Origin of the sequence: Halorussus limi (assembly GCF_023238205.1) — an archaeon.
Taxonomy (GTDB): domain Archaea; phylum Halobacteriota; class Halobacteria; order Halobacteriales; family Haladaptataceae; genus Halorussus; species Halorussus limi.
Genome location: NZ_CP096659.1, coordinates 2274523 through 2299943 on the forward strand (window position 1 = coordinate 2274523; position 25421 = coordinate 2299943).

Consider the following 25421-nt stretch of genomic DNA (forward strand, 5'->3'; position numbering starts at 1 on the left):
GTGGCCCAATCGCCGCTCGATGAGGGTGACGCGTCTCGTGGACGACTATCTGTTCGGGTGGGTGCTGCTGGCGGTCGCGCTCGGGGTGGCGGTTCCCGAACTCGCCGCCATCGTCCGATTCTCGACCCCGATTCTCGCGGTCATGGTCGGCAGCGTCTCGCTGACGCTCTCGGCGTCGAGGTTCCTGTCGGTGGACCGGTCGGCACTCGCCCGCATCCTCCTCGGCCACGCTGCCATGCCGGTGGTCGCGTTCGGCGTCGCCCGCGCCCTCGGTCTCTCGCCCGGTCTGACCGCGGGGTTCGTCCTGCTCGGCGCGGTCACGCCCGAACTGGTGACGCCGACGATGACCGCGCTGGCGGACGGCGACACCGCGCTCGCCTCGACCGCGCTGGTAATCATCGGCGTCGGAAGCACGCTGTTCACGCCGCTGGCGGTCGCGGCGCTGCTCGGCGCGGGCCTCGAAATCGACGGCTGGCGCATCGCCGAGAGTCTGGCGGTCGCGGTCGTCGCTCCCATGGCAGTCGCGGTCGGTGCGCGGACGCGATGGACCGACCGCGTCGGCCGGTACGACGAGTACTACACGACCGTCTCGGCGGTCATGGTGGTCGTCATCATCGGCGGCGTCACCGCGGCGAACGCCGACCTGATTCGGGGCGAGACGGGTCTACTCCTCTCGGTCGGGGTCGGCGCGCTCGCGGTCAACCTCGCGGGCTACGCGCTCGGATGGGTCGGCACGCTGTCGGCGGACGGTCCGGTTCGCGTCGCCAGCACCCTCTCGGTCGGGATGCGGGACTTCGCGGTCGCGGCGGCGCTCGTGACCGCCGCGGGGTTCCCCGCGAGCGCGTCGCTCCCGGCCGTGCTGTTCGGTATCGTGGAGATGGCGACCAGCGCGTTTCTCGCCCGGCGGTTCGCCGAGTAGCTTCGGCGTCGTGGCTGGGCGGCGGTGGGGCGTCGCTGGGGCAGCACTCGGGCGGCCGCGAGAAACTGTTCGACGCTATCCGCCCGTCGAGAGTTGCGCGCGGACGACCGCCGTCACCTCGTCGCTCGACAGGTCGCCGAGACGCGAGTCCTCGCCGAGCGTCTCCATGATGGTCGCGGGTTGTTCGTTAAACGTGAACTCGATGAACATCCCTGAGGACGGCCCGTGGCTCTTGCGCTCGGACTCCACGATAGAGTAGGTCGTCAGCTCTTTCATCTTGTTGACGTAGGTCTCTTGGTGGTACTGGTCGGCGTCGAGCGCGTCGGTGAGGAAGCAGTAGACCCGATACCCCGTCGTACTCCGGGCGGAACTGTTCCCGGCCTCGTTCGCCACGGCGGCGGTCGCGTAGAGACAGAGCTTCTTCTGGGTGCTGATGCCCCGCGTCACTTCGAGGACGCGGTTGCGCTCGACCTTGTCTTGGGCTTTCCGGACGTGCTGTTCGGCGACCCGGTCGGCGCCCTCGCGTTCCGCGAGGTCGCCCGCCACGCGCATCAGGTCGATGGCTTTGCGGGCGTCGCCGTGGTTCTGGGCGGCGAACGCGGCCGCGAGCGGAATCACGTCGTCCTGCAACACGTCGTCTCGGAAGGCGTCTTCGCGATGGCGGAGAATCGCGCGGAGTTGGTTGGCGTCGTAGTCGTCGAAGTGGACGTCCTCGGGCGTGAACGAACTCAGCGCCCGACTCCCGACCGATTCGAGCATCTTCGTGTCGTTCGTGATGGCCGCGATGGAGACCTGCGCGGTGATGTCGTTGCTCGACCCGGCCCGCGAGAGCTGGTAGAGGAGTCGCGAGAACGCGGGTTGGTCCTTGTCGCGCCGCCCGACGAGCATGTCGAGTTCGTCGAGGACGAACACGACCGTGTCGTAGTTCTCGTTGACCAGTCGGTAGAGTTCCCGCCACTTCTCCTTGGTCGAGACGCCGTGCTGTGGCACTTCCAGCGGAACGCCCGCTTCGTCGGCGACCTTCATCGCGAGTTCGTAGACGGCCGACCCGAGCGTACCGATGTCTTGGCAGTTCATCTCGATGACGCCGAACCGAATCCCCCGGCTATCGCAGAGGCGGCCGATGTTCTCGCACACCGCATTGATGATGAGCGACTTCCCCGTGCCCGACGGCCCGTAGAGAAAGAGGTTCGGCGGCCGGTTGTCGCCGATTGCGACCCGGAGCATCTTCGTCACCTGCGTCAACTGCTCGTCGCGGCCGACGATGCGTTCCTCCTCTACCACCTCGTTCGGATTGAGCAGCGACCGATTCCGGATGAGCGACTGCTGTTCGTCGAAGTCCAGCAGCATCTCCTCGATGGACTTCGACTCGTCGCCGGGGGCGACTGCGTCCTCCGGTTCGAGCGTTTCCCCCGGTTCGAGTGGTTCGCTCTGCTCGACGTTCTCTTCCGAATCAAGTGTCTCGTCTGAACGGCCCGTCCCGCCCGAACTGATCGCCTCGTCCGAACCGACCGTCGCTGCTCGCTCGGCAGTGTCACCCGACTTGACCGTTTTCTCCGGGTCGCCCGCGTCCACCGCCTTGTCCTTCGGGTCCGTGGAGAGCGAATCGGCCTCGTCGTCGCGGAGAGAAGGGTCCCCCTCTTCGGTATCTCCAACTGAGGCGTCGGAATCCATGCTACGGGCGTCTCGGTCCTCCCATTAAACCTTGCCGTTATCGATGTGTATTCCGCCTCCAGGTTCACCGACGATAGCGTATTCTCGCGGTTCAGTGCTACGCGCTCGGCTTTTCGGGGGGTGTTGACGAAGTGTTCGTGTCGAGTGGAACGTCACTTTCTCGCCACTGATTGTGGATTTACGTCCAATAGAGAGACACCTCTATCGAAGTGTTCGGGGAGGGACGGTGGGTGGGAGGCCGTCCGATTACGGTCGATTCGGAGTTCACGTTCGGAATCTCGGACTAGACGTGGTTTCGATGCGTTCCGGGGTTCTATCTACCTGTTCGTATCCCCTTCTAGAGAGACCTCCCACTCACCTCTATCGAAGTGTTCGATGTGTTCCGTAGTTCGGAGTGCCGTGAAGACGAAGGCGAATCGAGAAAGTGGTGATACGTGATGTAGGGTTGAATGACAGTGGAACGTAGTGTGATGGGGAGTACCAGTGGGACGTGGTGAAACGGTAGAATCGAGATAGCCGAGCGAAGACTAAGCGACCAGAACTCTCCGTCGGACGGTCGAATGCACCGAACGCCGGAACACTTCGATAGAGGTGTCTCTCCGTCCATCGCCGTCGTTCGCTACACTTCGATAGACGTGTCCCCGGCCGGGGAGGCGCGCCGAACGCTACACGACTGAAATCCGATAGAACACTTCGATAGAGGTGTGTGACTGACTCTCTTCCTGTTTCGATTACAAATCGATAGAGGTGTCCCTCCCCGTTGAGTCGCCGAACGCGGTCACACTCGGACGCGTTCGTCGCCGACCCACGTGCTACCCCGGCGTGCCGACTCCGCGAGCGCGCTCATTCGTAGGGATACCGGGCTTGCTCGCCGCAGTCGCAGGTGACGACGACGTGGCCGTCCTGTAGCCTGACGCGGGCGTTCTTTCCCGGTCGAAGGTAAACGTCGCAGGCGTCGCAGGTGAAGCGCTTGAACTCCGTGGGAAGCGAGAGTCGGTTGCGCTCGGCCAACCGACGCGCGAGTCGAACGTAGTCTCTGGCGCGGTCGTCGTGACACTCCGCGGCGGCCTCGCGGGCGAGCGAAGCGAGTCGCTCGATGCGCTCTTGAGCTATCGTCATGAAGTATGGGAATGGGGGGTGGGGGTTTCCGGGGCGAGACAGGACAAGGATAGAAGGTTCCTGTGTTGCCCCATGGGGCCAATTCTCGGAGTGGATAATATAGTTTTTGGTTTTCACTCGATGGAACTGATTTCTCGGCAGAGGATATGAAATGATGCCATTATTTGAAACGAGGACCACCTTCGACCGGACGTCGACTCGTTCGCGTCGCCGTTCGGCGTGGTCGCTCCGTTCCGGTAGGGTTTTGTCGGGGCCGACGCATCGCTCGGACAGTGACAGGGCTGTACGGCCGCCGAACCGACGTCTTCGAATCTGCACCCGAGAGACGACAATGCGAGTGAGCCACTACTTCGAGTGGGAGGAGTACATCACGGGCGGCCACGCCCAGTCGGTGGACAACCAGCGCAAGATACTGGACCGCCACGGCATCGAGTACACCGCCGAACCGACCCTCGACGCCGACCTGCTCCACCTCAACAACATGGGCCCGAAGTCGCTCTACTACGCCAAGCGCGCCCGGCGCGCTGGCGTCCCGGTCCTCGTCCACACTCACCAGACCGCCGAGGACTTCGAGGAGAGCTTCGCGTTCTCGAACGCCCTCGCCAAACCGATGAAGCCCTACCTCCGGTACGCCTACTCGCTGGCCGACCACCTCGTCTGTCCCTCCGAACACAACCGGCGGGTCGTCGAGGCGTACGCCGACGCGCCCAAGACCGTCATCAGCAACGGGTTCGACCCCGCGAAGGTCGAGGGCCACGACGACGAGTCGCTCCGGCAGAAATACCTCGACCGCTACGACCTCGACCCGCCGGTGGTCTTCAACGTCGGCCACGTCATCAAGCGCAAGGGACTGGAGGCATTCGTCGAGACCGCCCGCGAGATGCCCGACCTCGACTTCGTCTGGTTCGGCTACCTCAACCCCGCGGGCGGCGAACTCGACCGGTTCCTCAAGAGCAGGGACACCAAGCGACTCGTCGAGAGCGCGCCCGACAACTGCCAGTTCACGGGCTACGTCGAGGACATCGAAGGCGCGTTCGCGGCGGGCGACGTGTTCTTCTGGCCGAGCAAGAACGAGAACGAGGGCATCGCGCTGCTCGAAGCGATGTCCTGTGGTAAGCCGCTGGTCATCCGGGACATTCCGACCTACGAGTGGCTCGAAGATGGCACCCACTGCCTGAAAGCGAGCGGCGCGGTCACGGACTTCGCCGCGAACCTCGACCGCCTGCGCGACCCCGACCTGCGCGAGCAGTTGGGTGCCAACGCCGCCGCGAAGAGCCGCGAGTTCGAACTCGACGCCGTCGGCGACGACCTCGTGTCGCTGTACCGAAGATTGGCGTGACGGTCCGCTTTCGACGGTTCGACCCCGACGTGCGACCCTGAGCGGACTTCAAAAGGACTTAACTACCGGTTGCCAAAGAGGCCAACAATGGAACGGGTCGCCGCGTTCACCGACACCTACCTGCCGACCGTCAACGGCGTGACCTACACCATCGCGTCGTGGCGCGAGCGGTGGGAACGAGCGGGCGGCCGCATGGACGTGGTCTACCCCAACGCCGACGGTCACCGACCGAGCGACGGTGAGCATCCGGTCGGGAGCCTCCCGCTTCCCTTCTACGACGGCTTCCGACTCGGGACGCCGAAGGTGCCCGCGGCGGTCAGAGACGCCGAAGTCGTCCACGCTCACACGCCCTTCAACATCGGTCTCGGCGGTCTGCGACTCGCCCGGAAGACGGACGTGCCACTGGTGGCTTCGTACCACACTCCCACTCGCGAGTACGCCGCGTACGTCTCGCCGACCGACTCCGTCGCGTCGCTGGTCGGGCGGGTCTCCGAGGCCTACGAGCGGTGGTTCTACGGCCGGGCCGACGCGGTGCTGGCGCCCTCGTCGGCGACCCGCGACCATCTCACTGAGGAGGTCGGCGTGGACACGGACGTCGAGGTCGTACCGAACGGTATCGACACCGAACGGTTCCAACCCGTCGAGACCGACGACTTTCTCGCCCGCCACGACCTCCGGGACGACCGACCCCTCGTCGGCTACACCGGGCGACACGGCTACGAGAAGCGCCTCTCGGAACTGGTCGCGGCCGCCGCCGACATGGACGTGACGGTCGTCTTCGGCGGCGACGGCCCGGCCCGAGAGGACTTGGAGGCCCAAGCAAGCGACCTCGGCGCCGACGCCCGGTTCCTCGGCTTCCTCGAACGCGAGGAGATGCCCGCGTTCTACTCGGCGCTCGACGCCTTCGCGTTCCCGAGTCCGGTCGAGACGCAGGGACTGGTCGCGCTCGAAGCCAACGCCTGCGGGACGCCCGTCGTGGGCGCGAACGCGGGCGCGCTGGCCGACACCATCGACGACGGAGAGACCGGCTACCACTACGAGAGCGGAAACATCGACGACTTCCGGGCCGCGATTCGCCGGACGCTGACCGACCGCGACGACCTGCGCGAGCGGTGTCTGGCGCGCCGCGACGAGGTCAGCGTCGAACACGCCGTCGAGAAGTTGCGGGACGTGTACGACCGCATCCGGTAATCGGCCGCCGACGCTGACATATTCCGTACTTTATAAGACGTAGCGGACCCAGCTAAAAGCATGACTATCTCAGATGCCACCCTCGGCGCGGGTTTCGACGCGCTTCCGGGCCAAGCCGCGGTGCTGGACCGGTCGGGTCGCATCCTCGCGACGAACCGGGCGTGGCGCGAGTTCGGGGCGGCGAGCGGCGTGGACCGCGACCACGTCGGGCAGAACTACCTGACCGTCTGTGACGCGAGCAACGACGAGGAGGCGGTCCGGACGGGCGAGGCGATTCGGTCGCTGGTCGAGGGCGAACGCGAAGCGGTCTCCGTCGAGTACCCCTGCCACTCGCCCGACCGGAGACGGTGGTTCACGATGCGGGCCGTCACGTTCGTCCACGACGCCGAGTCGTACGTGCTGGTCCACCACCACGAGGTCACCGAGCGCAAGCGCGCTGAATTGGAACTCGCGGCCCAGAACGACCGACTCGAAACGGTGACGAGCGTGCTGAGTCACGACCTCCGCAACCCGCTGAACGTGGCGCTCGGCCGTGCCGAACTCCTCGACGGCGAAGACGCCGAGATTCTGGTCCGGTCGCTCGAACGAATGGAGGCCATCGTGGAGGACGCGCTGGTGTTGGCGGCCGACGACCCCGTGGGCGACGCGCGGACGGTCGAACTGGACGCGTGCGCCGAGAGCGCGTGGCAGCAGGTCGAGACGGGAGACGCCGCGCTATCCGTCGCGGAGTCGGCCGCGTTCTCGGCCGATTCGAGTCTGCTGGCGCACGTCTTCGAGAACCTGTTCCGGAACGCGGTAGAACACGGTGCGACCACAGTGACGGTCGGTGCGTTCGAGGGCGGGTTCTACGTCGAGGACGACGGCCCCGGCGTCCCGTCGGCCGACCGCGACGCGGTCTTCGAGGCCAACTACTCGACCACCGCCGACGGGACAGGTCTCGGTCTCGCCATCGTGAAACAGGTCGTCGACGCTCACGGCTGGTCGGTCCGCGTAACCGAGAGCGTCGGCGACGGCGACGAGGGGCGCCCCCGAAAAGTTCAGTCGGACGGCGGCCCGGAGACGTCGGCGTCCGGGCCGAACCGCGGCGCGCGCTTCGAGGTGTCGTTTTAGAGTTCGACCCGCTCGACCAGATTGTTCTCGCCGTCGCGGATGTTGACCGCGACGATGCGGATGTCGTTCTCCAGCCCCGAATCGCGGAGTTTCGCCTTCAACAGGTTGTCCACCTGATAGACGCCCGCGGCGTTCAGCATCTCGATTTCGACGAGAACGGGCACGGCGTCGCCGGCCATCAGCGAGACGCGCTGGATGGCCTGACTGGAGACGGTGTCGATGCCTCGGCCGCCCTTCTCGTAGGGCATGCGCGAGCGACCCTTCTCCATGTCGAGGGCATCGGCGACTCGGACGACGCCCGCCTCGGTCGTGAGCGGGTCCTCCTCGGTGTGGTGACAGAGGATGGCGTGGAGGACCTCGCCCTTGACCCGGACGACCTCCTCGGTGCCGTAGAAGTCGAACTGGGGGAGGATGCGGTCGAGCAGATCGGCCGCGAGCGGAATCGACCAGTAGGCGTGTTCGTCGCGGTGGACGACGTGACCGATGTCGTGGATGGTCGCCGCCAGCGCGACGATGACGCTCTCGTCGGCCTCGTCGAGACCCTGTTCGGACGCGCCGTTGAACTCGACGCCGCCCCGCTTGAGCAGGTCGTACAGGCCGAGCGCGCGGTTGCGGACGATGGAGATGTGCTTGCGCCCGTGGTCGTTGTACCCCTTCCGGACGACCGGGTTGACGTTCTGGGCGTCGAGGTAGGTCTGTATCTCGGGGTCGTCCCGGACGAACGCCAGCACCTCGTTGAGGCGGTGGTCGGGGAAGGCGTGTTCGGCGTCGGGGTCGTAGGTGCGACTGTCGTCGGACTCCTCGGCGTCGGTGTCGCTCATACCGGATAGTCGTGCCCGAGCAGAAAAAGCCCTCGGCCGCGGGTTTCGGTCCGCGGGCCACCGCGAATTCGCCCGAGACGAACGACTCTCTCACGAGCGAATTCGGTAAATTTCGGAGCGAGTCCGACGGAAGAGTCCGCGGACGGACTCTCGATTACTCGGCCGCTTCGGTCGCGGCGTCCACGACTTCGTCGTAGTCGGGTTCGACGCCGGGGTCGTCGCTGACCCACTCGTACGCGACTTCGCCGTCGTCGTCCACGACGAAGACCGCGCGCTTGGCGACGCCGTAGTAGCCCATGTCGTCGAAGTCCATCTCGACGTCGTAGTCGTCGATTATCTCCTTGTTCGAGTCGCTGACGAGACCGAAACTGAGGTCCTGCTGGTCGCGGAACTCGTTGAGCGAGAACGGCGCGTCCACGCTGACGCCGTAGACGGTCGCGTCCTCGAAGTCGTCGAGGTTCTCCTCGAACGTGGCCATCTCGGTGGTGCAGACCCCGGTGAACGCGCCGGGGAAGAACGCGAGGACGATGGGTGCCTCGTCGAGGTTCTCCGAGAGGGTGAACTCCTCGACGTCGCCGTTCGCGAGCGGTGCGGTGAAATCCGGTGCGGTGTCTCCGACTTCGACCATGTGTACCCGGACGTTCGTGCGTCGGCGAAAAGACAGTTCCGAATCCCGCAGGCGGTTCCTCGTTTCGTGGCCCATCTCGTTCTCTTCCGACATCTGCGGATGAGCGGGACGAAACCGACGACGGACAACGACGGCCAGCGACGGACCGAAACGGACGGCGACGAGTCCGGAGTCTCGACGCGGCGTCGGCTTGACCGCGGGATTTCCGGCCACCGTCTCGGAAACCCCGCGCGTCGCTCGGTGCGGACGCGTTCGGCCGATTCCCGGCGTCGCACAACGAGCAAAAAGCCTATAGTTTAGAATCAGTTATCCTCAGGTAGAGATGGTACAGATGATTCCACTGTTCGGACCCGTGCCGGGCGGGATGGAGATGATGGTTATCCTCCTCATCGCCGTCCTGCTGTTCGGCGCGAACAAGATTCCGAAACTCGCCCGCTCGACCGGCGAGGCGATGGGCGAGTTCAAGAAGGGGCGTCAGGAAGTCGAAGAAGAACTCCAGGAGATGCAGGAGGGCGGCACGGAGTCGCTCAACACCGACACCGAGCCGGTGACCGAGACGGAGACGGACACCGGCACCACCGACGCCAGTAACGAATAATTCACCTCTTTTGCGGGGCGTGTGGCCTAGTGGATAGGGCAGGAGGTTCCTAACCTTCTGACCGCGGGTTCGAATCCCGTCACGCCCGTTTTCCGCCGAGCGCCAGCGAGCGTGAAAACGGGCCGAGGGATTCGAAGCAGGGAGGTCGCGCGTAGCGGAGTGAGCGGGTCCGACCGTGGTTCGAATCCCGTCACGCCCGCTCGACTTCGCTTCGCTCAGCTTCGCGGGCGTGACGACCCTCGCAAACAAACCGCGTTTGCTCGGTCCCGTCACCGCTCTCGTGTCGAGCAACGCGAGACCGAGAGCGTTGCGTGTAGCGTCCGGAGAGAACGACGTCCGAGCGGAGGCGTAACGGTCGACGTCGGCGACCCGTGAACCGCGACACCGAACCGCAGCGCTAGCTATCGAACCCCCGGTCGCCGACCGGACGTATAGATATACCGACCAGCGTTACACCCGTGACGCCTCTACAGAGTAGTGATGACTGTACCACTCTCGACGCAGGTGGTAGCGTAATGTGGCAAGATTTGGTCTTCCTCGTGGGAAGCGTCTTCTCCATCGTCTTCCTCGCGCCGACCCTCAAGGACCACACCGCGCGGATTCCGCTCGGCACGAGTCTGCCGTCGGCCGCCATCGGGGTCGTCTACGGCGCGAGTTTCTACAGCATGGGGATGGGGTTCTCGGCGTCCGGGTCGTTCCTGACCGGGATGCTCTGGGCGGGCATCGCGCTGTTGCGCTCGCCGTCGCCGTCGAACGGCCTCCTCGTCCGCGTGGCGGCGTTCGGGACGCTGCGCTCGGACTGACCGCTCGGCGTCTCGCTTCTACTTCCGTACATCGTCCGAAAAAGCCGAGTTCTGCGCTTCGTTTCGTCGCTCGAAAGCGTCGAATCGGTGCCGACTATAGGAACGCGAACTGCGTCTTGCGTCGGTGGGTTCGGCCGTTCTTCACGTCGGAGGCTGTGCGTCCAGTCCGAGTCTGAGAGACTGTGTACATCGTAATTCTCCCTTGGAACCGGTCGAATATCAATGTACTCGGATAATCATACACATACACACGCGGCAGGGATTCTCATCCATCGAAGCCTGCCGAAATCCCCGGTTTCCGTCCTCTCGCCGCTCCGGCTAGTGGTTTCTCGAATATCCTGTTAGTACTCGGATAGTCGCGGCTCAGCGACTCGTGAGACCGCCTATCAGTAGACGGGAAGAAAATTGCAAGGAACCGGAACGGGGACGCGAACCGAAACGCGTCGAGACGCTCTCGTCGGAGACCTACCCGTCGCCGTGTTCGTCCGTGATGACGACTTCGCCGTCCTGTACGTCCACGTTGATGAGCGTCTTCACGTCGTAGTCGGTGTCGTCCAACTCGTTGGGTCCTTCCTTCTTGATGACCGCGACCACGTCGGCCACGTCCGCGCCGATGTGTTCGAGCGCTTCCGTGATGGCCTTCATCGTGCCACCGGTGCTGAGAACGTCGTCGAGCAGGAGGACGCGGTCGCCCTCGTTGACGTTGTTGACGTACATCTCGTTCTCGGAGTAGCCGGTCTGCTGGGAGAGCGCGACCTCGCCGTCGAGTCCGTACTCGCGCTTGCGGATGACGACCAGCGGGATGTCGGTCATCAGCGAGACGGCGGTCGAGATGTGGATGCCCATCGCCGCGGGCGTGACGATTTTGTCCACGTCCTCCAACTCCGCCTTCCGGATAATCTGGATGACGATCTCTCGGAGCAGTCCGGGTTCGAGAACCGGAATCCCGTCGCTGATGGGGTGGACGAAGTAGTGATAGCCGTCTTTCTCGATGATCGGCGCGTCGAGCAGAGACTGCTTCAGCTTATCCATGTCGGGGGTACTCGACACGGGAATAAAAGGTGACGGTATCGCGCGGCGCTTTGCGGGTGGTTATCGATGTGGACGGGGCGGTTCCGAGCCGAGACCATTCTGCGTCCGACCCCGATTTGAGAACTGTTAAGTCCGGTCCGAAGTCACTCTCGGGTGTGCAACCGACACCGGACCCGGCAGCGTCGGCGGTCCTCGCCGTCGTGTTCCTGCCGTTCGTCGCCGCGGCACTGGTGCCGCTCGTCTACCGCGCGCTGGGCGAGCGCACCGCGTACTACGCGGCCGCGGTCGCGCTGGCCTGCTTCGGACTCGTGGCCAGCCAGTACGGCACCCACGGAACGGTGAGTTTCCCGTGGATTCCCTCGCTCGGAGTCTCGGTGAGCTTCTACGTCGATGGCCTCTCGCTGCTCGTTGGCTTCCTCGCCAGCGGCGTCGGCGTGCTCATCCTGACCTACTCGGGCGGGTACATGCACGGCGAACCGGGCCAGCCGAAGTACTACGCGGCGCTGCTCGCGTTCATGGGGTCGATGCTCGGCGTGGCGTTCGCCGCCGACCTCATCGCACTGTTCGTGTTCTGGGAACTGACCAGTCTCTCGTCGTTCATCCTCATCGGTCACTACCAGCGCCAGAAGAGTTCGCAGTACGCCGCCCGCAAGTCGATGCTCATCACCGTCTCGGGCGGCCTGTTCATGCTCGTGGGGTTCCTGCTGCTCCACGCGGTCACGGGCGAGTTCAGCATCGTCTACATGCTTGAGAACCCCGAACTCGTGCAGGAGGAACTCCGACAGGCCGGACTGTTCCTGCCCGTCCTCGGTCTCATCGGGGTCGGTGCGGCCGCCAAGTCCGCGCAGGTCCCGCTCCACATCTGGCTGCCGAACGCGATGGAGGCGCCCACCCCGGTCTCGGCGTTCCTCCACTCGGCGACGATGGTCAAGGCGGGCGTCTACCTGCTCGGGCGCTTCCGGCCCGTGCTGGTCAGCCACGAGTGGGAACTCGCGTTCGCGATTCTCGGCCTCACGACGATGACCGTCGCCGCGATTTTGGCGGTCGGCGCGACCGACATCAAGGAACTGCTGGCGTACTCGACCGCCAGCCACCTCGGTCTCATCGTGGCCGGGTTCGGATTCGTCTCGGACCTCGGCGGCGAGACCGGCGCGTTCCACATCATCAACCACGCGACGTTCAAGGCCGCGCTGTTCCTCGTCGCGGGCATCATCGCCCACGAGGCCGGGACGCGGAAGATAGAGAATCTCGGCGGTCTCAGCGAGGACCTGCCCATCACCGCGGGAATTACGGCGGTCGCGGCGCTCGGGATGGCCGGAGTGCCGCCGTTCAACGGCTTCTACTCGAAGGAACTCCTGTTCGAGGCCGCGTGGGAGGCCGCCGCTCACGCGGGCGGTCTCGCGTGGCTCTACCCCGCGGTCGCCGTCTTCGGGAGCGTCTTCACGTTCCTCTACTCGATTCGGTTCCTGATGCTGTTCTTCGGCGAGAAGCCCACGGGCCTCCACAAGGTCCACTCGCCGCCGAAGGCGATGCTCGCGCCGCCGCTCCTGCTCGGGATTCTGGCGGCGCTGGTCAGCCTCGGCGGCGTCCTCGGCACGTTCGGCTTCCACTTCGAGCCGTTCGACCACTTCGTCACCGAGGTCTGGGCCAGCACGGTCGCGCCGGACGCCGACCTCCATGGCGGCTTCAGTTACCACGTCCCGACCCACCTCACACCCGCCGCGGCGATGAGCGCGGTGACTATCGTACTCGGCGCGGCGGCCTACCCCTTCTACGGGCGACTCCACCGGGGCGTGAACCGACTGACCGACGTGAACCTCCTGCGCGCGAACTGGTACTACGACTCGACGGTCTTCGGCGCGAACGACTTCAGCGACACCGTCGCCGAGACCGTCCAGAACGGTCTACTGCGGACCTACGCGACGTGGGCGCTCGCCACCGTCGCGGCGCTCACGCTCGCGGGCTACGCCGCGTCGGGCGTCACGCTCCCCGAGTTCGCCCTCGCGGAGGGGATGACGCTGCCCATCGTCCTCGTCCTGCTGATAGCCATCGTCGGCGCGGTCGCGGTGTCCATCGCGCCCTCGCACATCTCGGGCGTGCTGACGCTCTCGATTCTGGGGTTCATGGTCGCGGTGTTCTACGTCCTCGCCTCGGCCCCGGACCTCGCGCTGACCCAGTTGGTCGTCGAGACGCTCACGCTGGTCATCTTCCTGTTGGTCCTCGACAGACTCCCGGCGTTCTACGGGAACGCTGGCCGCGGGAAGATGATTCGAGACGGCGCGCTCTCGGCGGTCGTCGGCGCGACCGTGTTCGTGACCGTGCTGGTCTCGACCGCGGCCACGCCCGCCGACGGCATCGCCGAGGAGTTCGTGAACCGGGCGGTCCCCGAGGGCGGCGGCGGCAACATCGTCAACGTCATCCTCGTGGACTTCCGGGCGTTCGACACCATGGGCGAGATTTCTGTGGTCGCCATGGCCGCCCTCTCGGTGCTGACGCTGGTCGCGATGCGCGAACGAGGTGAGACTCAATGAGTACGGTCATCGCACGAACGGTCACGCGCACAGTGGTACCGATAATCCTCGTGACCGCCGTCGCCCTGCTCCTGCAGGGCCACAACCTCCCCGGTGGCGGCTTCATCGGCGGAGTCCTGACGGTGACGGCGTTCGCGCTGATATACATCATCTACGGGCTGAACTACCTCGAGGAGGAACTGCTCCACCAGAACCGCGAGGTCCTGATAGAGTCCATCCAGCACGGCATCGTCGGGAACTATCAGCTCGCGTTCGGACTCGGACTGGCGGTCGCCGCGGTCGCGGGGCTGGTTCCGCTCCTGTTCGGCGGAAACTTCCTCCTCCAGGACTACTGGGTCCTGCACCACCTGCCCGTTTACGGCGAACTGCACGTCGCGAGCGCGCTGGCGTTCGACCTCGGCGTCTACTTCGTCGTGGTCGGAGCGCTCCTCACGATTCTCGCGGTGGTGGGAACCGAATGACCCAGTTCGTCCTCGCGGGGGTCCTCGGCGTCCTCTTCGCGCTGGGGACCTTCCTCGTCCTGCGCCGCGACATCGTGCGCGTCGTCTGGGGCGTCACCATCATCAGCCAGTCGGCGAACGTCTACCTCGTGACGATGGGCGGTCTCTCGGGGAGCGTCCCCGTCCTCGCCCACGGCGGGCACGGCGGTGGCGGCCACGTCACCGACCCGCTGGTGCAGGCGCTCGTGCTGACCGCCATCGTCATCGGCTTCGGCACGACCGCGTTCGCGCTCGTGCTGACCTACCGGGTATACGAGGAACACGGAACCATCGACCTGCTCGAACTGGGTGAGAAGGCATGAGCGGACAGTTCGTTATCGCACCGCTGTTGGTCGCGCTCGTCACGGCGATAGCCACCCTGCTGACCCGCAGGTTCGGCCGGGCGCAGGTGACGCTCAGCCTGCTCGGCGGCCTCGGCTACCTCGGGGCCGTCGCGTGGCTTGTCTCGGAGGTGGACCCGCTGGGCGCGACGAACGTCTACAGCTATCAAGTGTCGGGCTGGCAGGCACCGTTCGGAATCACGCTGGTCGCCGACTCGCTGTCGGCGTTCATGCTCGCGTTCTCGGCGGTCATCGCGCTCGCCGCGCTGGTGTTCTCGTCGGCGTACGTCGACACCTTCGGCCAGCGCGTCTCGTACCACCCCCTCTACCACTTCATGCTGGTCGGGGTCACGGGGTCGTTCCTCACCGGCGACATCTTCAACCTGTTCGTCTGGTTCGAGGTGATGCTGATGTCGAGTTACGTCCTCGTGGTGTTCTACAGCGGTCCGGAACACACCCGCGCGGCGCTCCAGTACGTCGTCCTGAATCTGGTCGGGAGCGCGGTCATGCTGCTGGCCATCGGCGGCCTCTACTCGACCACCGGGACGCTCAACATGGCCGACCTCTCCCGGCGCGTGGCCGACCCCGCCGCGTTCGGCGGTTTCTCGGTCGCCCCCGTCCTCGGTCTCTCGGCGCTCCTGTTCGCCGTCTTCGCGCTCAAGGCCGGACTCGCGCCGTTCCAGTTCTGGGTGCCCGCCGCGTACCGCGCCGCGCCCGCTCCGGTGTCGGCGATGCTCGCGGGCGTCGTCAAGAAGGTCGGCGTCTACGCCATCATCCGGGTCTACTTCACCGTGTTCGCTGGCGCGGCCTTCTCCGGCCTGTCGCTGCCCGGCCTCTCGGTCCCCGAGGGCGAGAGCGCCCTGCTGGCGTTCTACGGCCCGATTCTGTTCGTAATGGCCGGGGCGAGCATCGTCGTCGGCGGACTGGGCGCGGTCGGCCGCGACGACCTCGACGGTTTACTGGCGTACTCCTCCATCGGACAGGTCGGGTTCATCGTCCTGCCGCTGGCCATCGCGGCGACGGCGACCGACCCGGAGGTTCGGGTCCTCGGCGTCGCGGCCGCGCTGGTCTACGCCCTGAACCACGGCTTCGCGAAGAGTCTGCTGTTCATGGCGAGCGGCGCGGTGTACGACGCGGTCGGCACCGAGCAGTTCCCGGACCTCGGCGGTCTCTCGGAGACCGCGCCGTGGCTCTCGGGCGGGTTCTTCGTCGGCATCATCGCGCTCGTCGGCATCCCGCCGCTCTCGGGCTTCTTCGGGAAGATGCTCGTCTTCGACGCGGCCGGTCGGACGGAGTCGGGCCTCGGGCTGCCGGTCGCGCTGTTCGGCGCGATACTCACCATCGCGTACTTCTCGCGGGCGTGGAACCGCGGCTTCTGGGGTGAACCCTCCATGCTCGTCCAGCACGGCGACACCCGGTTCACGCTGGTCGCGGTCGTGGTCGCGCTGGCCGTCGCCATCGCGGTGCTCGGCGTCGGCTTCGACGTGGTGATGCGCGCCGCGGAGGCGGGCGCACACGCCGCGCTGAACCGACAGGAGTACGTCGACACCGTCCTCGGCGGCGTCGAAAGCTCCGGGGGAGGTGGTCACGCGTGACGTCCCGGAAGTGGCCCGTCGTCGGCGTCCTGCTGGCGGTCCTCTGGTTGTTCGTCCGCGGTGTGGCGCTCGACCCGGCCACCGTCGTCGGCGAGTTCCTCATCGGTCTCGCGTTCGGACTGCCGGTCGCGTTCGCGTTCCGGCGGTTCTACACCGAGGAGACCGCGCTCGTGCGCAACCTCCGGGCGCTCCCCTACGCGGGCCTCTACGTCGCGCTGTTCCTCAAGGAACTGGCGACCGCGAACGTGGACGTGGCCTACCGCGTCCTCTCGCCGAGCATGCCCCTCGAACCCGACGTGGTGGTCGTACCGCTCCGGGTCGAGACCGACGCCGCCATCACGACGATTGCCAACTCCATCACGCTGACTCCCGGCACTCTGACCATGGACTACGACGACGAGACCAACACGCTGTACGTCCACGGCATCACCGGTCGGAACCGCGAGGCGGTTCTCGAACCCATCCGCGCGTGGGAGGACTACGCGCTGGTCATCTTCGACGAGGACCGCAAGCCCGGCGACCCGGTGCCCGAGGTTCCGGGCGTGCCCCGCGCCGACGGTCGCACCGACGGCGGCGAGAGACGCGAGTCTCGAACGTCGGCAGACGAGCGAAGCGAGTCTGCCGGAAGTCCACAGGCCGAGCGCGACGACTCCGAGCGGGACGCGGGAGGTGAGTCCGATGGCGAGTGAAGCCGCGCTCCTGCAACCGGTCGTGAACGCCGGACTGATACTCGCGGCCGCGGTCACGCTGCTCGCGGGCTACCGAGTCATCAAGGGGCCGACGGTCCCCGACCGCATGGTCGCGCTCGACACCATCGGCACGAACGTCGTCGCCATCGCGGCGCTGTTCGCGCTCGCCACCGGTCGCGGCCTGTTCGTCACGGTGAGCCTCGTCCTCGCCATCATCGGGTTCATCAGCACCATCGCGGTCAGTCAGTACGTCATCGAGGGAGACATCATCGAATAACCATGAACGCGATTCACCAACTCGTCGTCGCCGCGCTCGTCGCCGTCGGGACCTTCTTCCTGCTGGTCGGCACCATCGGCCTGATTCGGTTCCCCGACGTGTACAACCGGATGCACGCCAGCAGTAAGGCGGCCACGCTGGGGGCCTCGTCGATGCTGTTCGCGGGGTTCGTCTACTACGGCCCGCAGGGCGCGGGCCTGACCTCGCTGGTCGGCATCGTCTTCCTGTTCGTGACCGCGCCGACCGGCGCGCACCTCATCTCGCGGTCGGCCCACAAGATGGGCGTGCCGTTCTACGGGCAGGAGGCCGAGTGGCCCGAAGAACCGGACGAGTCTCGGTCGGACTGACTCGGACGTAGATTTCTTTGACGCGGATATAGTGGTGTAAGAGACATCTCTATATTTGTCTAAGCTAGCTCTGATTGCTTGTCGCGTCGGACGAGTCGGGGTCCGGTTGTTGGTTTCGGCGGGTGAATCGGGACTCCGACGAGAAGCTAGCTACTGCCGACAACGACCGTATCGCACCGCGACCGCACGGCACCTCGCGAGCGCCGAAAACAGTTCAGCGCGCGCCGAGGTCGAAAATCCGATTGCGCTACAACTCCTCGGCCAACTGCTCGGCGACCCGCCACCCCAACTCGTCCTTGCTCCCCTCGTACTCGCGCGTGCTGTTCTCGCGGACGAACAGCGTCCGAGTCCGGTCGTCGCCCATCACGCTGGCGTCGTTGGCGACCACGAACGAGAGGTCCGCGCGCCGGAGCGTCTCCCGGGCCGCGGCGACCATCGCCTCGTCGTCGCCCGAGGTTTCGGCCTTGAACCCGACGATGGGGAGGTCGCCGGCGTCTCGCGCGGCGTCGATGAGTTTCGGAGTCGGCGTCAGGTCGAGGGTCAGGTCTTGCCCGGAGCGAATCTTCTCGTCGGCGGTCTCGACGGTGTAGTCCGAGACGGCGGCCGCCGAGACGAGCGCGTCCGCGGCCCCGCCCTCCACGCGGTCGAGGACCGCCTCCGTCATCTCCGCGGCGGTTTCGACTTCGGCGACTTCGGCGTAGGGAACGTCCTCGCCCCGGTGGACCAACGTCACGTCCGCGCCGAGCGCGTAGCAGGCGCGCGCGACCGCCCGGCCGGTCTTGCCCGAAGCGCGGTTCGAGAGGACTCGCACTGGGTCGACGGGTTCGCTCGTCGCACCGCTGGTGACGACGACGTTCGCGCCCGCGAACCGGTCGGGCGAGGTGGCGCGCGCGACGTCGAGCGCGATGGCGTCCTCGGTGGCTATCTTCGCCTTCCCCTCCTCGATTCGCGGGTCCACGAACTCGACGCCCCACGACTCCACGCGGTCGATGGCGTCGAGCACGCCCGGGTGGTCGTACATCGGTTCGTGCATCGCGGGCGCGACGACGACTGGCACGTCCGCCCCGAGCGCGGTGGTCGCGCAGGTGGTCACGGGCGAGTCGTCGATGGCCCCCGCCATCTTGCCGACGGTGTTGGCGGTCGCGGGCGCGACGAGCAGTACGTCGGCCCATCCCTCGCGGCCGCACAACTCGACGTGTTCGACCTGTCCGGTGATCTCGGTCACGACCGGACTGTCGGTGGCGAACTCGACCGCCCACGGATGGACGATGCTCCGAGCGCTTTCGGTCATCACCGCCCGGACCGACGCGCCCCGCCGGCGGAGTTCGTGGGCCAACTCGACTACCTTGACCGCCGCGATGCTACCGGTCACCCCGAGCGCGACGTTGACTCCCGCGAGCATTGTTCGACGTTCGGTTCCTGATAGGTTAAAGCAGTACGGGTTGCGGCCGACGAGTCGGCGCGACCCTCCGTCGCCCGACCGGGTGAGCAGGGTACATTAAAAAACAGTAAGCACACATTGAAACAGTTGCAACGGTCGGAACGCGACCGTCGAAACTGACGGGACCGTCGCCTCGGTTAATGTACCCCCGGACCCAGGAGATGCATGTATGTCGGAGCAAACCGGAACCCAGAACATCAACGACGTAAGCGCGGCTTTCGACCTCCTCCGTGACGCCCGACGCCGGGGTGTCATCTACACGGTGAAGCGAAACGGCCGGACCTCGGTCTCCGAACTCGCCCGTCGTATCGCGGCGTGGCAAACCGCCGACGGCGACGAGTCGCCGGACCCCGCGACCGTCGAGACGTCGCTCGCCCACGCGCACCTCCCGAAACTGGTCGACGCTGGCGTCGTCGAGTACGACCGCGAGGCCGGGACCGTCGAACTCGCCGAAACCACCGACGGCCTCGACCCGTTCTTAGAGCGGACCAGCGAACGCGAACCGGGACTGGTTCGGGCCGCCCGAACCTCCAACCTCGAACGCGCCCTCGAAATCTGAGCGTCCGAGCGTCGTCGGTCGGTGGCGTGACTGCCGGTGTTTCTCGTCTTCTTCCGTCCAGTCGGCAGTGAACACGCTCGTCACGACGGACGAATTGCCCCCATCTACGACCGACGGACCCAACCGTCTGCGACCGACCCGTCGCTGTCGAAACGCGGGAAGCAGGAAGTGAAAAGAACCGCGGTCTACGTTCGGGTTTCTTCCGGAAGCACGCCGGAAAACTCGCTCCGCTTGTTTTCCGAGTCTCGTCTCGTTACGCTTCCGCTTCGCCGAGCAGAACGTCGTCGTATTCGCCTGCGTCCACCTTCTCCTTGAACTCGCGGGCGTCGTCGCCCTCGATGGTGACGCCGAGCGAGGCGCAGGTGCCGACTATCTCCTTCGCGGCGTTCTTGGTGTCGTACGCGAGCAGGTCGGGAGACTTCTGCTCGGCGATGGTTCGGACCTGGTCGATGGAGAGGTCCGCGACGAAGTCCTTCTGGGGTTCGCCGCTTCCGGTGTCGAACCCGGCTTCGTCCTTGATGAGCGCCGCCGTCGGCGGGACGCCCACTTCGATGTCGAAGCTACCGTCGTCTTCGACTGTGATGGTCACGGGGACTTCGGTACCGTCGAACGCCTCCGTCTGGTCGTTTATCTCGTTGACGACCTCCTGTACGTTGACCGGCGTCGGTCCGAGTTCGGGACCGAGAGGCGGACCGGGGTCCGCCTGCCCGCCGGGGACGAGTACTTCTATCGTCTCAGCCATACCTAAACGAACACTCCGGAGCGGTTTTAAGACTTGCTAAGTCAGTCGTCCGGAAGCGTCGAGTCGAGACACTCGCTGACACGGAGTCGACCGCACCCGGCCGTTCGCTCTGGGTCGCCCAATCCCGTCGTCCTCTCTCGGCGGGCGTTCTCGGCGGCCGTTCCAGCCCGCCACCGTCGTACTCTCGCTCGCAGAGGGTCGGGGGACTGCCAAGAAAGAAAGGCTTTTTCGGCGCGCACGGCCCACTCTCTGCTAATGGGACTGGAGGAAGAAATCGAGAACCTCCGCGAGGAAATCGCCGAGACGCCGTACAACAAGTCCACCGAGAGCCACATCGGGCGGCTGAAGGCCAAACTCGCGGAGAAGAAGGAGAAACTCGAGAACCAGTCCTCCGCCGGCGGCGGCGAAGGCTACCACGTCGAGAAGCACGGCGACGCGACCGTCGCGTTCGTCGGCTTCCCCAGCGTCGGCAAGTCGACGCTGCTCAACTCGCTGACCGCCGCAGAGAGCGAGGTCGGGGACTACGAGTTCACGACCCTCAACGTCAACCCCGGGATGTTGCAGTACAACGGCGCGAACATCCAACTGCTCGACGTGCCGGGTCTCATCGAGGGCGCGGCCCACGGCCGGGGCGGCGGACAGGAGGTCCTGTCGGTCGTGCGCGCGGCCGACCTCGTGGTGTTCGTCCTCTCGGTCTTCGAGATAGACCAGTACGAGCGTCTGAGGAAGGAACTCTACGAGAACAAGATTCGGCTGGACCAAGAGCCGCCCAGCGTCAAAATCTCGAAGAAGGGCAAAGGCGGCATCCGCGTCACGTCGAGCGTCGACCTCGAACTCTCGGAGGACGTGGTCAAGGAAGTCCTCCGGGAGTACGGCTACGTCAACGCCGACGTGACCATCCGCGAGCAGTTGGACGTCGACCGCCTCGTCGACGGCGTGATGGACAACCGCGAGTACATCCCCTCCATCGTCTCGGTCAACAAGGTCGACCTCATCGAACCCGACTACGTCGAGACCGTCAACGAGGAACTGCGCGACCACGGCATCGACCCCGAGGAGGCCATCTTCATCTCCGCCCAGAAGGAGAAGGGACTCGACTCGCTCAAGCAGACCATCTGGGAGGAACTCGGCCTCATGCGAATCTACATGGACAAGCCCGGCCGCGGCGTCGACCGCGACGAACCGCTGGTGATGAAACAGGGGTCGACCGTCGGCGACGCCGCCCGGAAACTCGGCGGTGAACTCGAAGACCGCTTCCGGTTCGCCCGCGTCAGCGGGCCGAGCGCCAAGCACGACGAGCAGCAGGTCGGCACGGAACACGAACTCGCCGACGAGGACGTGCTTCGACTCGTCGTTCGCAAGTGAATGGCCGACCTCGATTTTCGGCGACCGGTCGCGCTACTCGCGCTCGCCGCGCTCCCGTGGACCGTTCTCGCCTCCGGCGATTTAGTCTTCGCGTGGGGGTTGGCGTCGCTCGACCCGATTCACGTCACGATCCTCTGGGACTACCTGCTGGTGTACACGCGCGGACTCCCGAACCGACTGCTCGCGTGGCCCGTCGCGGTCCTGCTCTACCTCCTCGCTGTCGGGAACGCACTTCTGGGCACGCTCGAACCGAACTGGGAGGACCGGCGCGTGACCGGCGGTCTGCTCGCGCTGGCGGGTATCAGCGACCTCTGGTTCGCCCTCGGAATGGCACGACCGGGGTTGCTCGCGGTTCCGGTCGGGTCGGTCCTGCTCTGGACCGCGGCGTGGTGGTTCCACTGGTCGGACCTCCGGACCGCGCTTTGGTAAATCTTTCACGCGTACGCGCGACCCCGTTTGTGCGGCACTCGGTTCCGGGAACCGTGCCCTTTTCGTGTCGGAACCCAACGTTTCGAACGTCATGAACGCCACGCTCGACCACGTGATGGTGCGCGTAGAGGACTTGGAGGAGACGCTCGACTGGTACGGCGACCACCTCGACTACGAGGAGAAGGGTCGCTGGGAAGCCGACACCTTCACCAACGTCTACCTCGGGCCCGAGGACCTCCACGAGGAGGGCGCGGTCCTCGAAATCACGTACAACCACGACGACCGAACGTACGAGATGGGAGACGCGTGGGGCCACATCGCCGTGCGCGTGGACGACGTGTACGACGCCTACGAGCAACTGATGGACGAGGGCGTCGAGGACTACCGCGACCCCGACTCCTGCGGCGGGTCGTACGCCTTCGTCAAGGACCCCGACGGCCACGAGGTCGAAATCGTCGAACGCGACTACGGTGCGCGCTGGAGCCTCGACCACACCATGATTCGCGTCGAGGACGTCGACGAAGCGCTCGGCTGGTACACCCGGAAACTGGAGTACGAACACACCGGCCGCTGGGAGTCCGACACCTTCGCAAACTACTTCATGAAGCCGGAGGGCGCGGCCGACGAAGCGATGGCCGTCGAACTGACGTACAACTACGACGGCCGGACGTACGACTTGGGCGAGGCGTGGGGACACCTCGCCGTTCGCGCCGAGGACTTGCAGGACGACTGGGCGACACTGATGGAACGCGACGCCGAGGACTACCGCGACCCCGAGTCCTGCGACAACCGCTACGCCTTCACGAAGGACGCGGACGGTCACGAAATCGAGATTCTGGAACGCGACGAATAGCGGCCTCCGCCGGCTCTTTTCTACCGACAGCGGTCCGTTCGGGATCCTGCCCGACTCGGCTTTCGGTCGCTCGTCGTCGGTACTGCGGCCGTCTCGCGACGTGTTTCGTCCCACGTGACGCCGCCGTTCTCTACTTACTTCGGGGGACTCTACGACTTCCGAACGCTCGTAGTTCCACCGGAGAAATATCCCGAGTGAAATCCTCGTAACCGGGCATTACGGGAGTTCTAACCGGTGATTTCTCGATAAGCGCGCCACAAGGCACTTATAAATAGCGCCTAACTTTTGAATCGTACCCCTACCCATGGCGGCAGTAGCGAGTACGAGCGACTCGCGCTCCTGCGGTTGTGCGTCCTCTCGCCGGGAAAACTACCGTCGCCGACTCCAAACAGATTCAAACCATGACAACGACAAATCACAAGATTCGTAGCGTTCTCTTGACGGCCACGTTGGTCGCGTCCGTGTTCGCGGGCACGGTCGCGTTCGGCGGGACGGCCCTTGCGGCAGACCTGAACGACGGCGAACGTTACTGGCAAGGGCAGACAGTACGGTCGCAGGACGTCCAGTACGACGAAAGCGTCCAAGCACAGAGCGGTTCTGTCGGAAACAACGTGAAACTCGAAGTTATGCAGGTCGATAGCGACGGAGACGCCACCGAGCTCGCCAAAGAGGTGTTCACCAACGGCACAGGTGGTCTTACGCTGCAAACTTCGGGACTTTCAGGTGACTACCGTCTGCAGACTGCGCAGAACAACTACCTGATCGCGAACTTCTCGGTGGCGTCGCAGAACCTGACCGCGTCCTTCGACGCCGCTTCGGTGGACAATCAGTTCGACACCTCGACTCAACTCACCCTCAACTCCCGACGTGCAGGGTATAACGCGACAGTCACCGCCGACGGTCTGTCGCCGAGTCAACTAGAGAACGTCTTCGACGAGGGAGCGCAGTCGCCGACTCAGACCCAAGACGGAATCGCTATCGACAGCATCCAGTCGGAGAATCTCGCCACTAACTTCAGCGGTATCGACGCCGGTAACTACACGTTCACCGTCGAAGTGAACGACACCGGCGCGACGGCCACGGCGGACATCAACGTCACCGAAGGCGGCAGCGCCCAGTCGTCGTTCGCGACGGACGGCGTCATTTCGGAGCAGCGCGGTGACAACGCTTCGTTCACCGTGAATCTCACCAATACCAGAAGTACCACTGTCACCATCGGCGGCGACGCGGTCAACTGGAAGGCCAACTTCACCGTCTACGACAACAACACCGACGGACAGGTCGCTCTCGACTTCAACACCTACGCGACCGCTGGCGCCACCGACCCGACGACGTTCGTTACCGCCGAGGGCGAAGACGCTGTAAGAACGCACGGCGCCCAAGGCGTCTACTCCGGGAGCAACCTGAGTCCGGGCGCTATCAGTGACCCCATCGCGTCGGGCACCTACGAGACGACCGTCGGCGTCGGTAATTCGACGCAGGACGTGACCCAAATCGTCCTGCGAGACGGGTCCGTCACGGGCGCTCAGGTCTGGACCCATCCGCGGACGAGTACTGCGAACCTCCCGAACGAGGTCAGCGGACTCCTCGAGAACGTCGCCCAAGACGACTCCATCGCCATGCAGGACCTCGCGGTCGTACAGGTCAGCGCCTCCGGTCTCTACGGCAACCTCACCAGTCAGGCGCAACTCGACAACGGCACGGGCGACCCCTACGCGCTGAACTTCACGCAGACGAACGCCGGCGCGAACGCGCGCGGCAACTTCTTCAACGGTTCTGCCGCCGAGAAGGTCTACTTCGACGAGCAGAACAACACGTTCTTCGCCGTCGTCGACACGCAGTCCAACAACATCGAGGTCGGTGACGACTACCGGGCCTCGTTCAAGATAGCCGAGAGTAGTCCGCTCGTAAGCCAGACTCAGACGGCCAACGCGTCCTTCAGCGTCGTGGAGCGCACCTTGGAGTTCACGAACCTGAACTCCAGCAACGTGCTCACCGTCCCGTCCGGCGAGACGAACATCACCGGGGAGACCAGCATCGCTCCCGGTACCACGTTCAACGTGCAGGTCCAGTCCGACCAGTTCGTCCGGACCTCGCAGGCGACGGTCACCTCGAACGGAACGTTCTCGGCCCCGTTCGACTTTAGCAACGTGCAACCGGGAACCGAACTCACGGTTTCCGCGACGGCCAACGGTGCGAGCGCCGAGGTCGACGGTATGGTCGTCGAGGGCGGTGCCGTGCAGACGACGACCACGGCGGCGGAAACGACGACCACGACTGAAACCACCACGACGACCACGACTGAGACTACCACGACGACCACGACGACGGAGACCACCGAAACGACGACGGAGACGACCACCGAGGGCGGCGGTGGCGGTGGCATCCCCGGCTTCGGTATCGGTGTCGCGCTCGTCGCACTCCTCGCGGCGGCGCTACTCGCGCTTCGGCGAAGTCGATAAGGTCGTTCACGATTCGCGTCTCTTTTTTGCCAGCTACGGTCGAAGAACGCCTTTAGGTAGTAACTTCTCGGCCGGGT

The 25421-nt window shown here is 65.3% G+C and carries 25 protein-coding genes and 1 tRNA gene; 19 read left to right on the forward strand and 7 right to left on the reverse strand.

Annotation, left to right across the window (positions count from 1 at the left end):
* Positions 1–19 precede the first annotated feature (19 nt).
* Positions 20–919, forward strand: a complete 900-nt coding sequence (locus tag M0R89_RS11765; protein WP_248649279.1) for a bile acid:sodium symporter family protein — start codon at positions 20–22, stop codon at positions 917–919.
* 75 nt (positions 920–994) lie between these two features.
* On the opposite strand, the gene M0R89_RS11770 is transcribed toward M0R89_RS11765, so the two are convergent.
* Together M0R89_RS11770 and M0R89_RS11775 are read right to left on the reverse strand one after the other, a co-directional pair.
* A complete protein-coding gene (locus M0R89_RS11770) occupies positions 995–2269 on the reverse strand; it encodes an orc1/cdc6 family replication initiation protein (protein WP_248652265.1) in 1275 nt (424 codons plus the stop codon).
* 1167 nt (positions 2270–3436) lie between these two features.
* Entirely contained in the window at positions 3437–3712 is a 276-nt protein-coding gene (locus tag M0R89_RS11775; RefSeq protein ID WP_248649280.1) for a ribonuclease P protein component 4, read from the reverse strand.
* A 331-nt stretch (positions 3713–4043) separates the two neighbouring features.
* On the opposite strand from M0R89_RS11775, the gene M0R89_RS11780 reads away from it, so the two are divergent.
* The 3 genes from M0R89_RS11780 to M0R89_RS11790 all read left to right on the forward strand — a co-directional run bounded on the left by M0R89_RS11780 (position 4044) and on the right by M0R89_RS11790 (position 7352).
* The gene (locus M0R89_RS11780) at positions 4044–5051 is read left to right on the forward strand and encodes a glycosyltransferase family 4 protein (protein WP_248649281.1); all 1008 of its coding nucleotides are present in this window, start codon (positions 4044–4046) and stop codon (positions 5049–5051) included.
* A gap of 87 nt (positions 5052–5138) precedes the next feature.
* Positions 5139–6242 (forward strand): glycosyltransferase family 4 protein, encoded by a 1104-nt coding sequence (locus M0R89_RS11785; protein WP_248649282.1) that lies wholly within the window; start codon positions 5139–5141, stop codon positions 6240–6242.
* Between the two features lie 60 nt (positions 6243–6302).
* Entirely contained in the window at positions 6303–7352 is a 1050-nt protein-coding gene (locus tag M0R89_RS11790) for a PAS domain-containing sensor histidine kinase (protein ID WP_248649283.1), read from the forward strand.
* Here the strand turns inward: M0R89_RS11790 and M0R89_RS11795 are convergent.
* Positions 7349–8173, reverse strand: coding sequence for an HD domain-containing protein (locus M0R89_RS11795; protein WP_248649284.1), 825 nt, complete (start codon positions 8171–8173; stop codon positions 7349–7351). The two genes, M0R89_RS11790 and M0R89_RS11795, sit on opposite strands and share 4 nt — an antisense overlap.
* A gap of 154 nt (positions 8174–8327) precedes the next feature.
* Positions 8328–8801: a redoxin domain-containing protein gene (locus M0R89_RS11800; RefSeq protein ID WP_248649285.1), complete on the reverse strand. Its 474-nt coding sequence runs from the start codon at positions 8799–8801 to the stop codon at positions 8328–8330.
* A 322-nt stretch (positions 8802–9123) separates the two neighbouring features.
* Between M0R89_RS11800 and M0R89_RS11805 the strand changes: the two genes are divergently transcribed.
* The 3 genes from M0R89_RS11805 to M0R89_RS11815 all read left to right on the forward strand — a co-directional run bounded on the left by M0R89_RS11805 (position 9124) and on the right by M0R89_RS11815 (position 10202).
* The gene (locus tag M0R89_RS11805; protein WP_248649286.1) at positions 9124–9399 is read left to right on the forward strand and encodes a Sec-independent protein translocase subunit TatA/TatB; all 276 of its coding nucleotides are present in this window, start codon (positions 9124–9126) and stop codon (positions 9397–9399) included.
* A 15-nt stretch (positions 9400–9414) separates the two neighbouring features.
* A tRNA-Arg gene (locus M0R89_RS11810) sits at positions 9415–9487 on the forward strand.
* A gap of 427 nt (positions 9488–9914) precedes the next feature.
* Entirely contained in the window at positions 9915–10202 is a 288-nt protein-coding gene (locus M0R89_RS11815; protein ID WP_248649287.1) for a hypothetical protein, read from the forward strand.
* Between the two features lie 465 nt (positions 10203–10667).
* On the opposite strand, the gene hpt is transcribed toward M0R89_RS11815, so the two are convergent.
* Positions 10668–11234, reverse strand: a complete 567-nt coding sequence (gene hpt / locus M0R89_RS11820) for a hypoxanthine/guanine phosphoribosyltransferase (RefSeq protein WP_248649288.1) — start codon at positions 11232–11234, stop codon at positions 10668–10670.
* Between the two features lie 155 nt (positions 11235–11389).
* On the opposite strand from hpt, the gene mbhE reads away from it, so the two are divergent.
* Genes mbhE through mnhG form a run of 7 tightly spaced genes read left to right on the forward strand, consistent with a single transcriptional unit; the run spans position 11390 to position 17493 of the window.
* Positions 11390–13765: a hydrogen gas-evolving membrane-bound hydrogenase subunit E gene (gene mbhE / locus M0R89_RS11825; RefSeq protein ID WP_248649289.1), complete on the forward strand. Its 2376-nt coding sequence runs from the start codon at positions 11390–11392 to the stop codon at positions 13763–13765.
* Positions 13762–14226: an MnhB domain-containing protein gene (locus M0R89_RS11830; RefSeq protein WP_248649290.1), complete on the forward strand. Its 465-nt coding sequence runs from the start codon at positions 13762–13764 to the stop codon at positions 14224–14226. The genes mbhE and M0R89_RS11830 overlap by 4 nt, the downstream gene beginning before the upstream one ends.
* Positions 14223–14567 (forward strand): sodium:proton antiporter, encoded by a 345-nt coding sequence (locus M0R89_RS11835; RefSeq protein ID WP_248649291.1) that lies wholly within the window; start codon positions 14223–14225, stop codon positions 14565–14567. Before M0R89_RS11830 ends, M0R89_RS11835 begins: the two co-directional genes overlap by 4 nt.
* The gene (locus M0R89_RS11840) at positions 14564–16180 is read left to right on the forward strand and encodes a complex I subunit 5 family protein (RefSeq protein WP_248649292.1); all 1617 of its coding nucleotides are present in this window, start codon (positions 14564–14566) and stop codon (positions 16178–16180) included. The genes M0R89_RS11835 and M0R89_RS11840 overlap by 4 nt, the downstream gene beginning before the upstream one ends.
* Positions 16177–16869: a Na+/H+ antiporter subunit E gene (locus M0R89_RS11845; RefSeq protein WP_368408830.1), complete on the forward strand. Its 693-nt coding sequence runs from the start codon at positions 16177–16179 to the stop codon at positions 16867–16869. The genes M0R89_RS11840 and M0R89_RS11845 overlap by 4 nt, the downstream gene beginning before the upstream one ends.
* Positions 16859–17146, forward strand: a complete 288-nt coding sequence (locus M0R89_RS11850; RefSeq protein ID WP_248649293.1) for an MrpF/PhaF family protein — start codon at positions 16859–16861, stop codon at positions 17144–17146. Before M0R89_RS11845 ends, M0R89_RS11850 begins: the two co-directional genes overlap by 11 nt.
* A 2-nt stretch (positions 17147–17148) precedes the next feature.
* Positions 17149–17493, forward strand: a complete 345-nt coding sequence (gene mnhG / locus M0R89_RS11855; protein WP_248649294.1) for a monovalent cation/H(+) antiporter subunit G — start codon at positions 17149–17151, stop codon at positions 17491–17493.
* 247 nt (positions 17494–17740) lie between these two features.
* Here the strand turns inward: mnhG and coaBC are convergent, their stop codons facing one another.
* Positions 17741–18895, reverse strand: coding sequence for a bifunctional phosphopantothenoylcysteine decarboxylase/phosphopantothenate--cysteine ligase CoaBC (gene coaBC / locus M0R89_RS11860; protein WP_248649295.1), 1155 nt, complete (start codon positions 18893–18895; stop codon positions 17741–17743).
* A 208-nt stretch (positions 18896–19103) separates the two neighbouring features.
* On the opposite strand from coaBC, the gene M0R89_RS11865 reads away from it, so the two are divergent.
* Positions 19104–19493, forward strand: a complete 390-nt coding sequence (locus M0R89_RS11865) for a DUF7344 domain-containing protein (RefSeq protein ID WP_248649296.1) — start codon at positions 19104–19106, stop codon at positions 19491–19493.
* Positions 19494–19746: 253 nt separating this feature from the next.
* On the opposite strand, the gene M0R89_RS11870 is transcribed toward M0R89_RS11865, so the two are convergent.
* Positions 19747–20235 (reverse strand): 50S ribosomal protein L11, encoded by a 489-nt coding sequence (locus tag M0R89_RS11870; protein ID WP_248649297.1) that lies wholly within the window; start codon positions 20233–20235, stop codon positions 19747–19749.
* A gap of 255 nt (positions 20236–20490) precedes the next feature.
* On the opposite strand from M0R89_RS11870, the gene M0R89_RS11875 reads away from it, so the two are divergent.
* The 4 genes from M0R89_RS11875 (at position 20491) to M0R89_RS11890 (ending at position 25344) form a co-directional block, all read left to right on the forward strand.
* Positions 20491–21600, forward strand: coding sequence for an OBG GTPase family GTP-binding protein (locus tag M0R89_RS11875; RefSeq protein WP_248649298.1), 1110 nt, complete (start codon positions 20491–20493; stop codon positions 21598–21600).
* Entirely contained in the window at positions 21601–22029 is a 429-nt protein-coding gene (locus tag M0R89_RS11880; protein WP_248649299.1) for a TIGR04206 family protein, read from the forward strand.
* Positions 22030–22120: 91 nt separating this feature from the next.
* Positions 22121–22882 (forward strand): VOC family protein, encoded by a 762-nt coding sequence (locus M0R89_RS11885; RefSeq protein WP_248649300.1) that lies wholly within the window; start codon positions 22121–22123, stop codon positions 22880–22882.
* A 401-nt stretch (positions 22883–23283) separates the two neighbouring features.
* Entirely contained in the window at positions 23284–25344 is a 2061-nt protein-coding gene (locus tag M0R89_RS11890) for a DUF7827 domain-containing protein (protein ID WP_248649301.1), read from the forward strand.
* Positions 25345–25421: the final 77 nt, after the last annotated feature.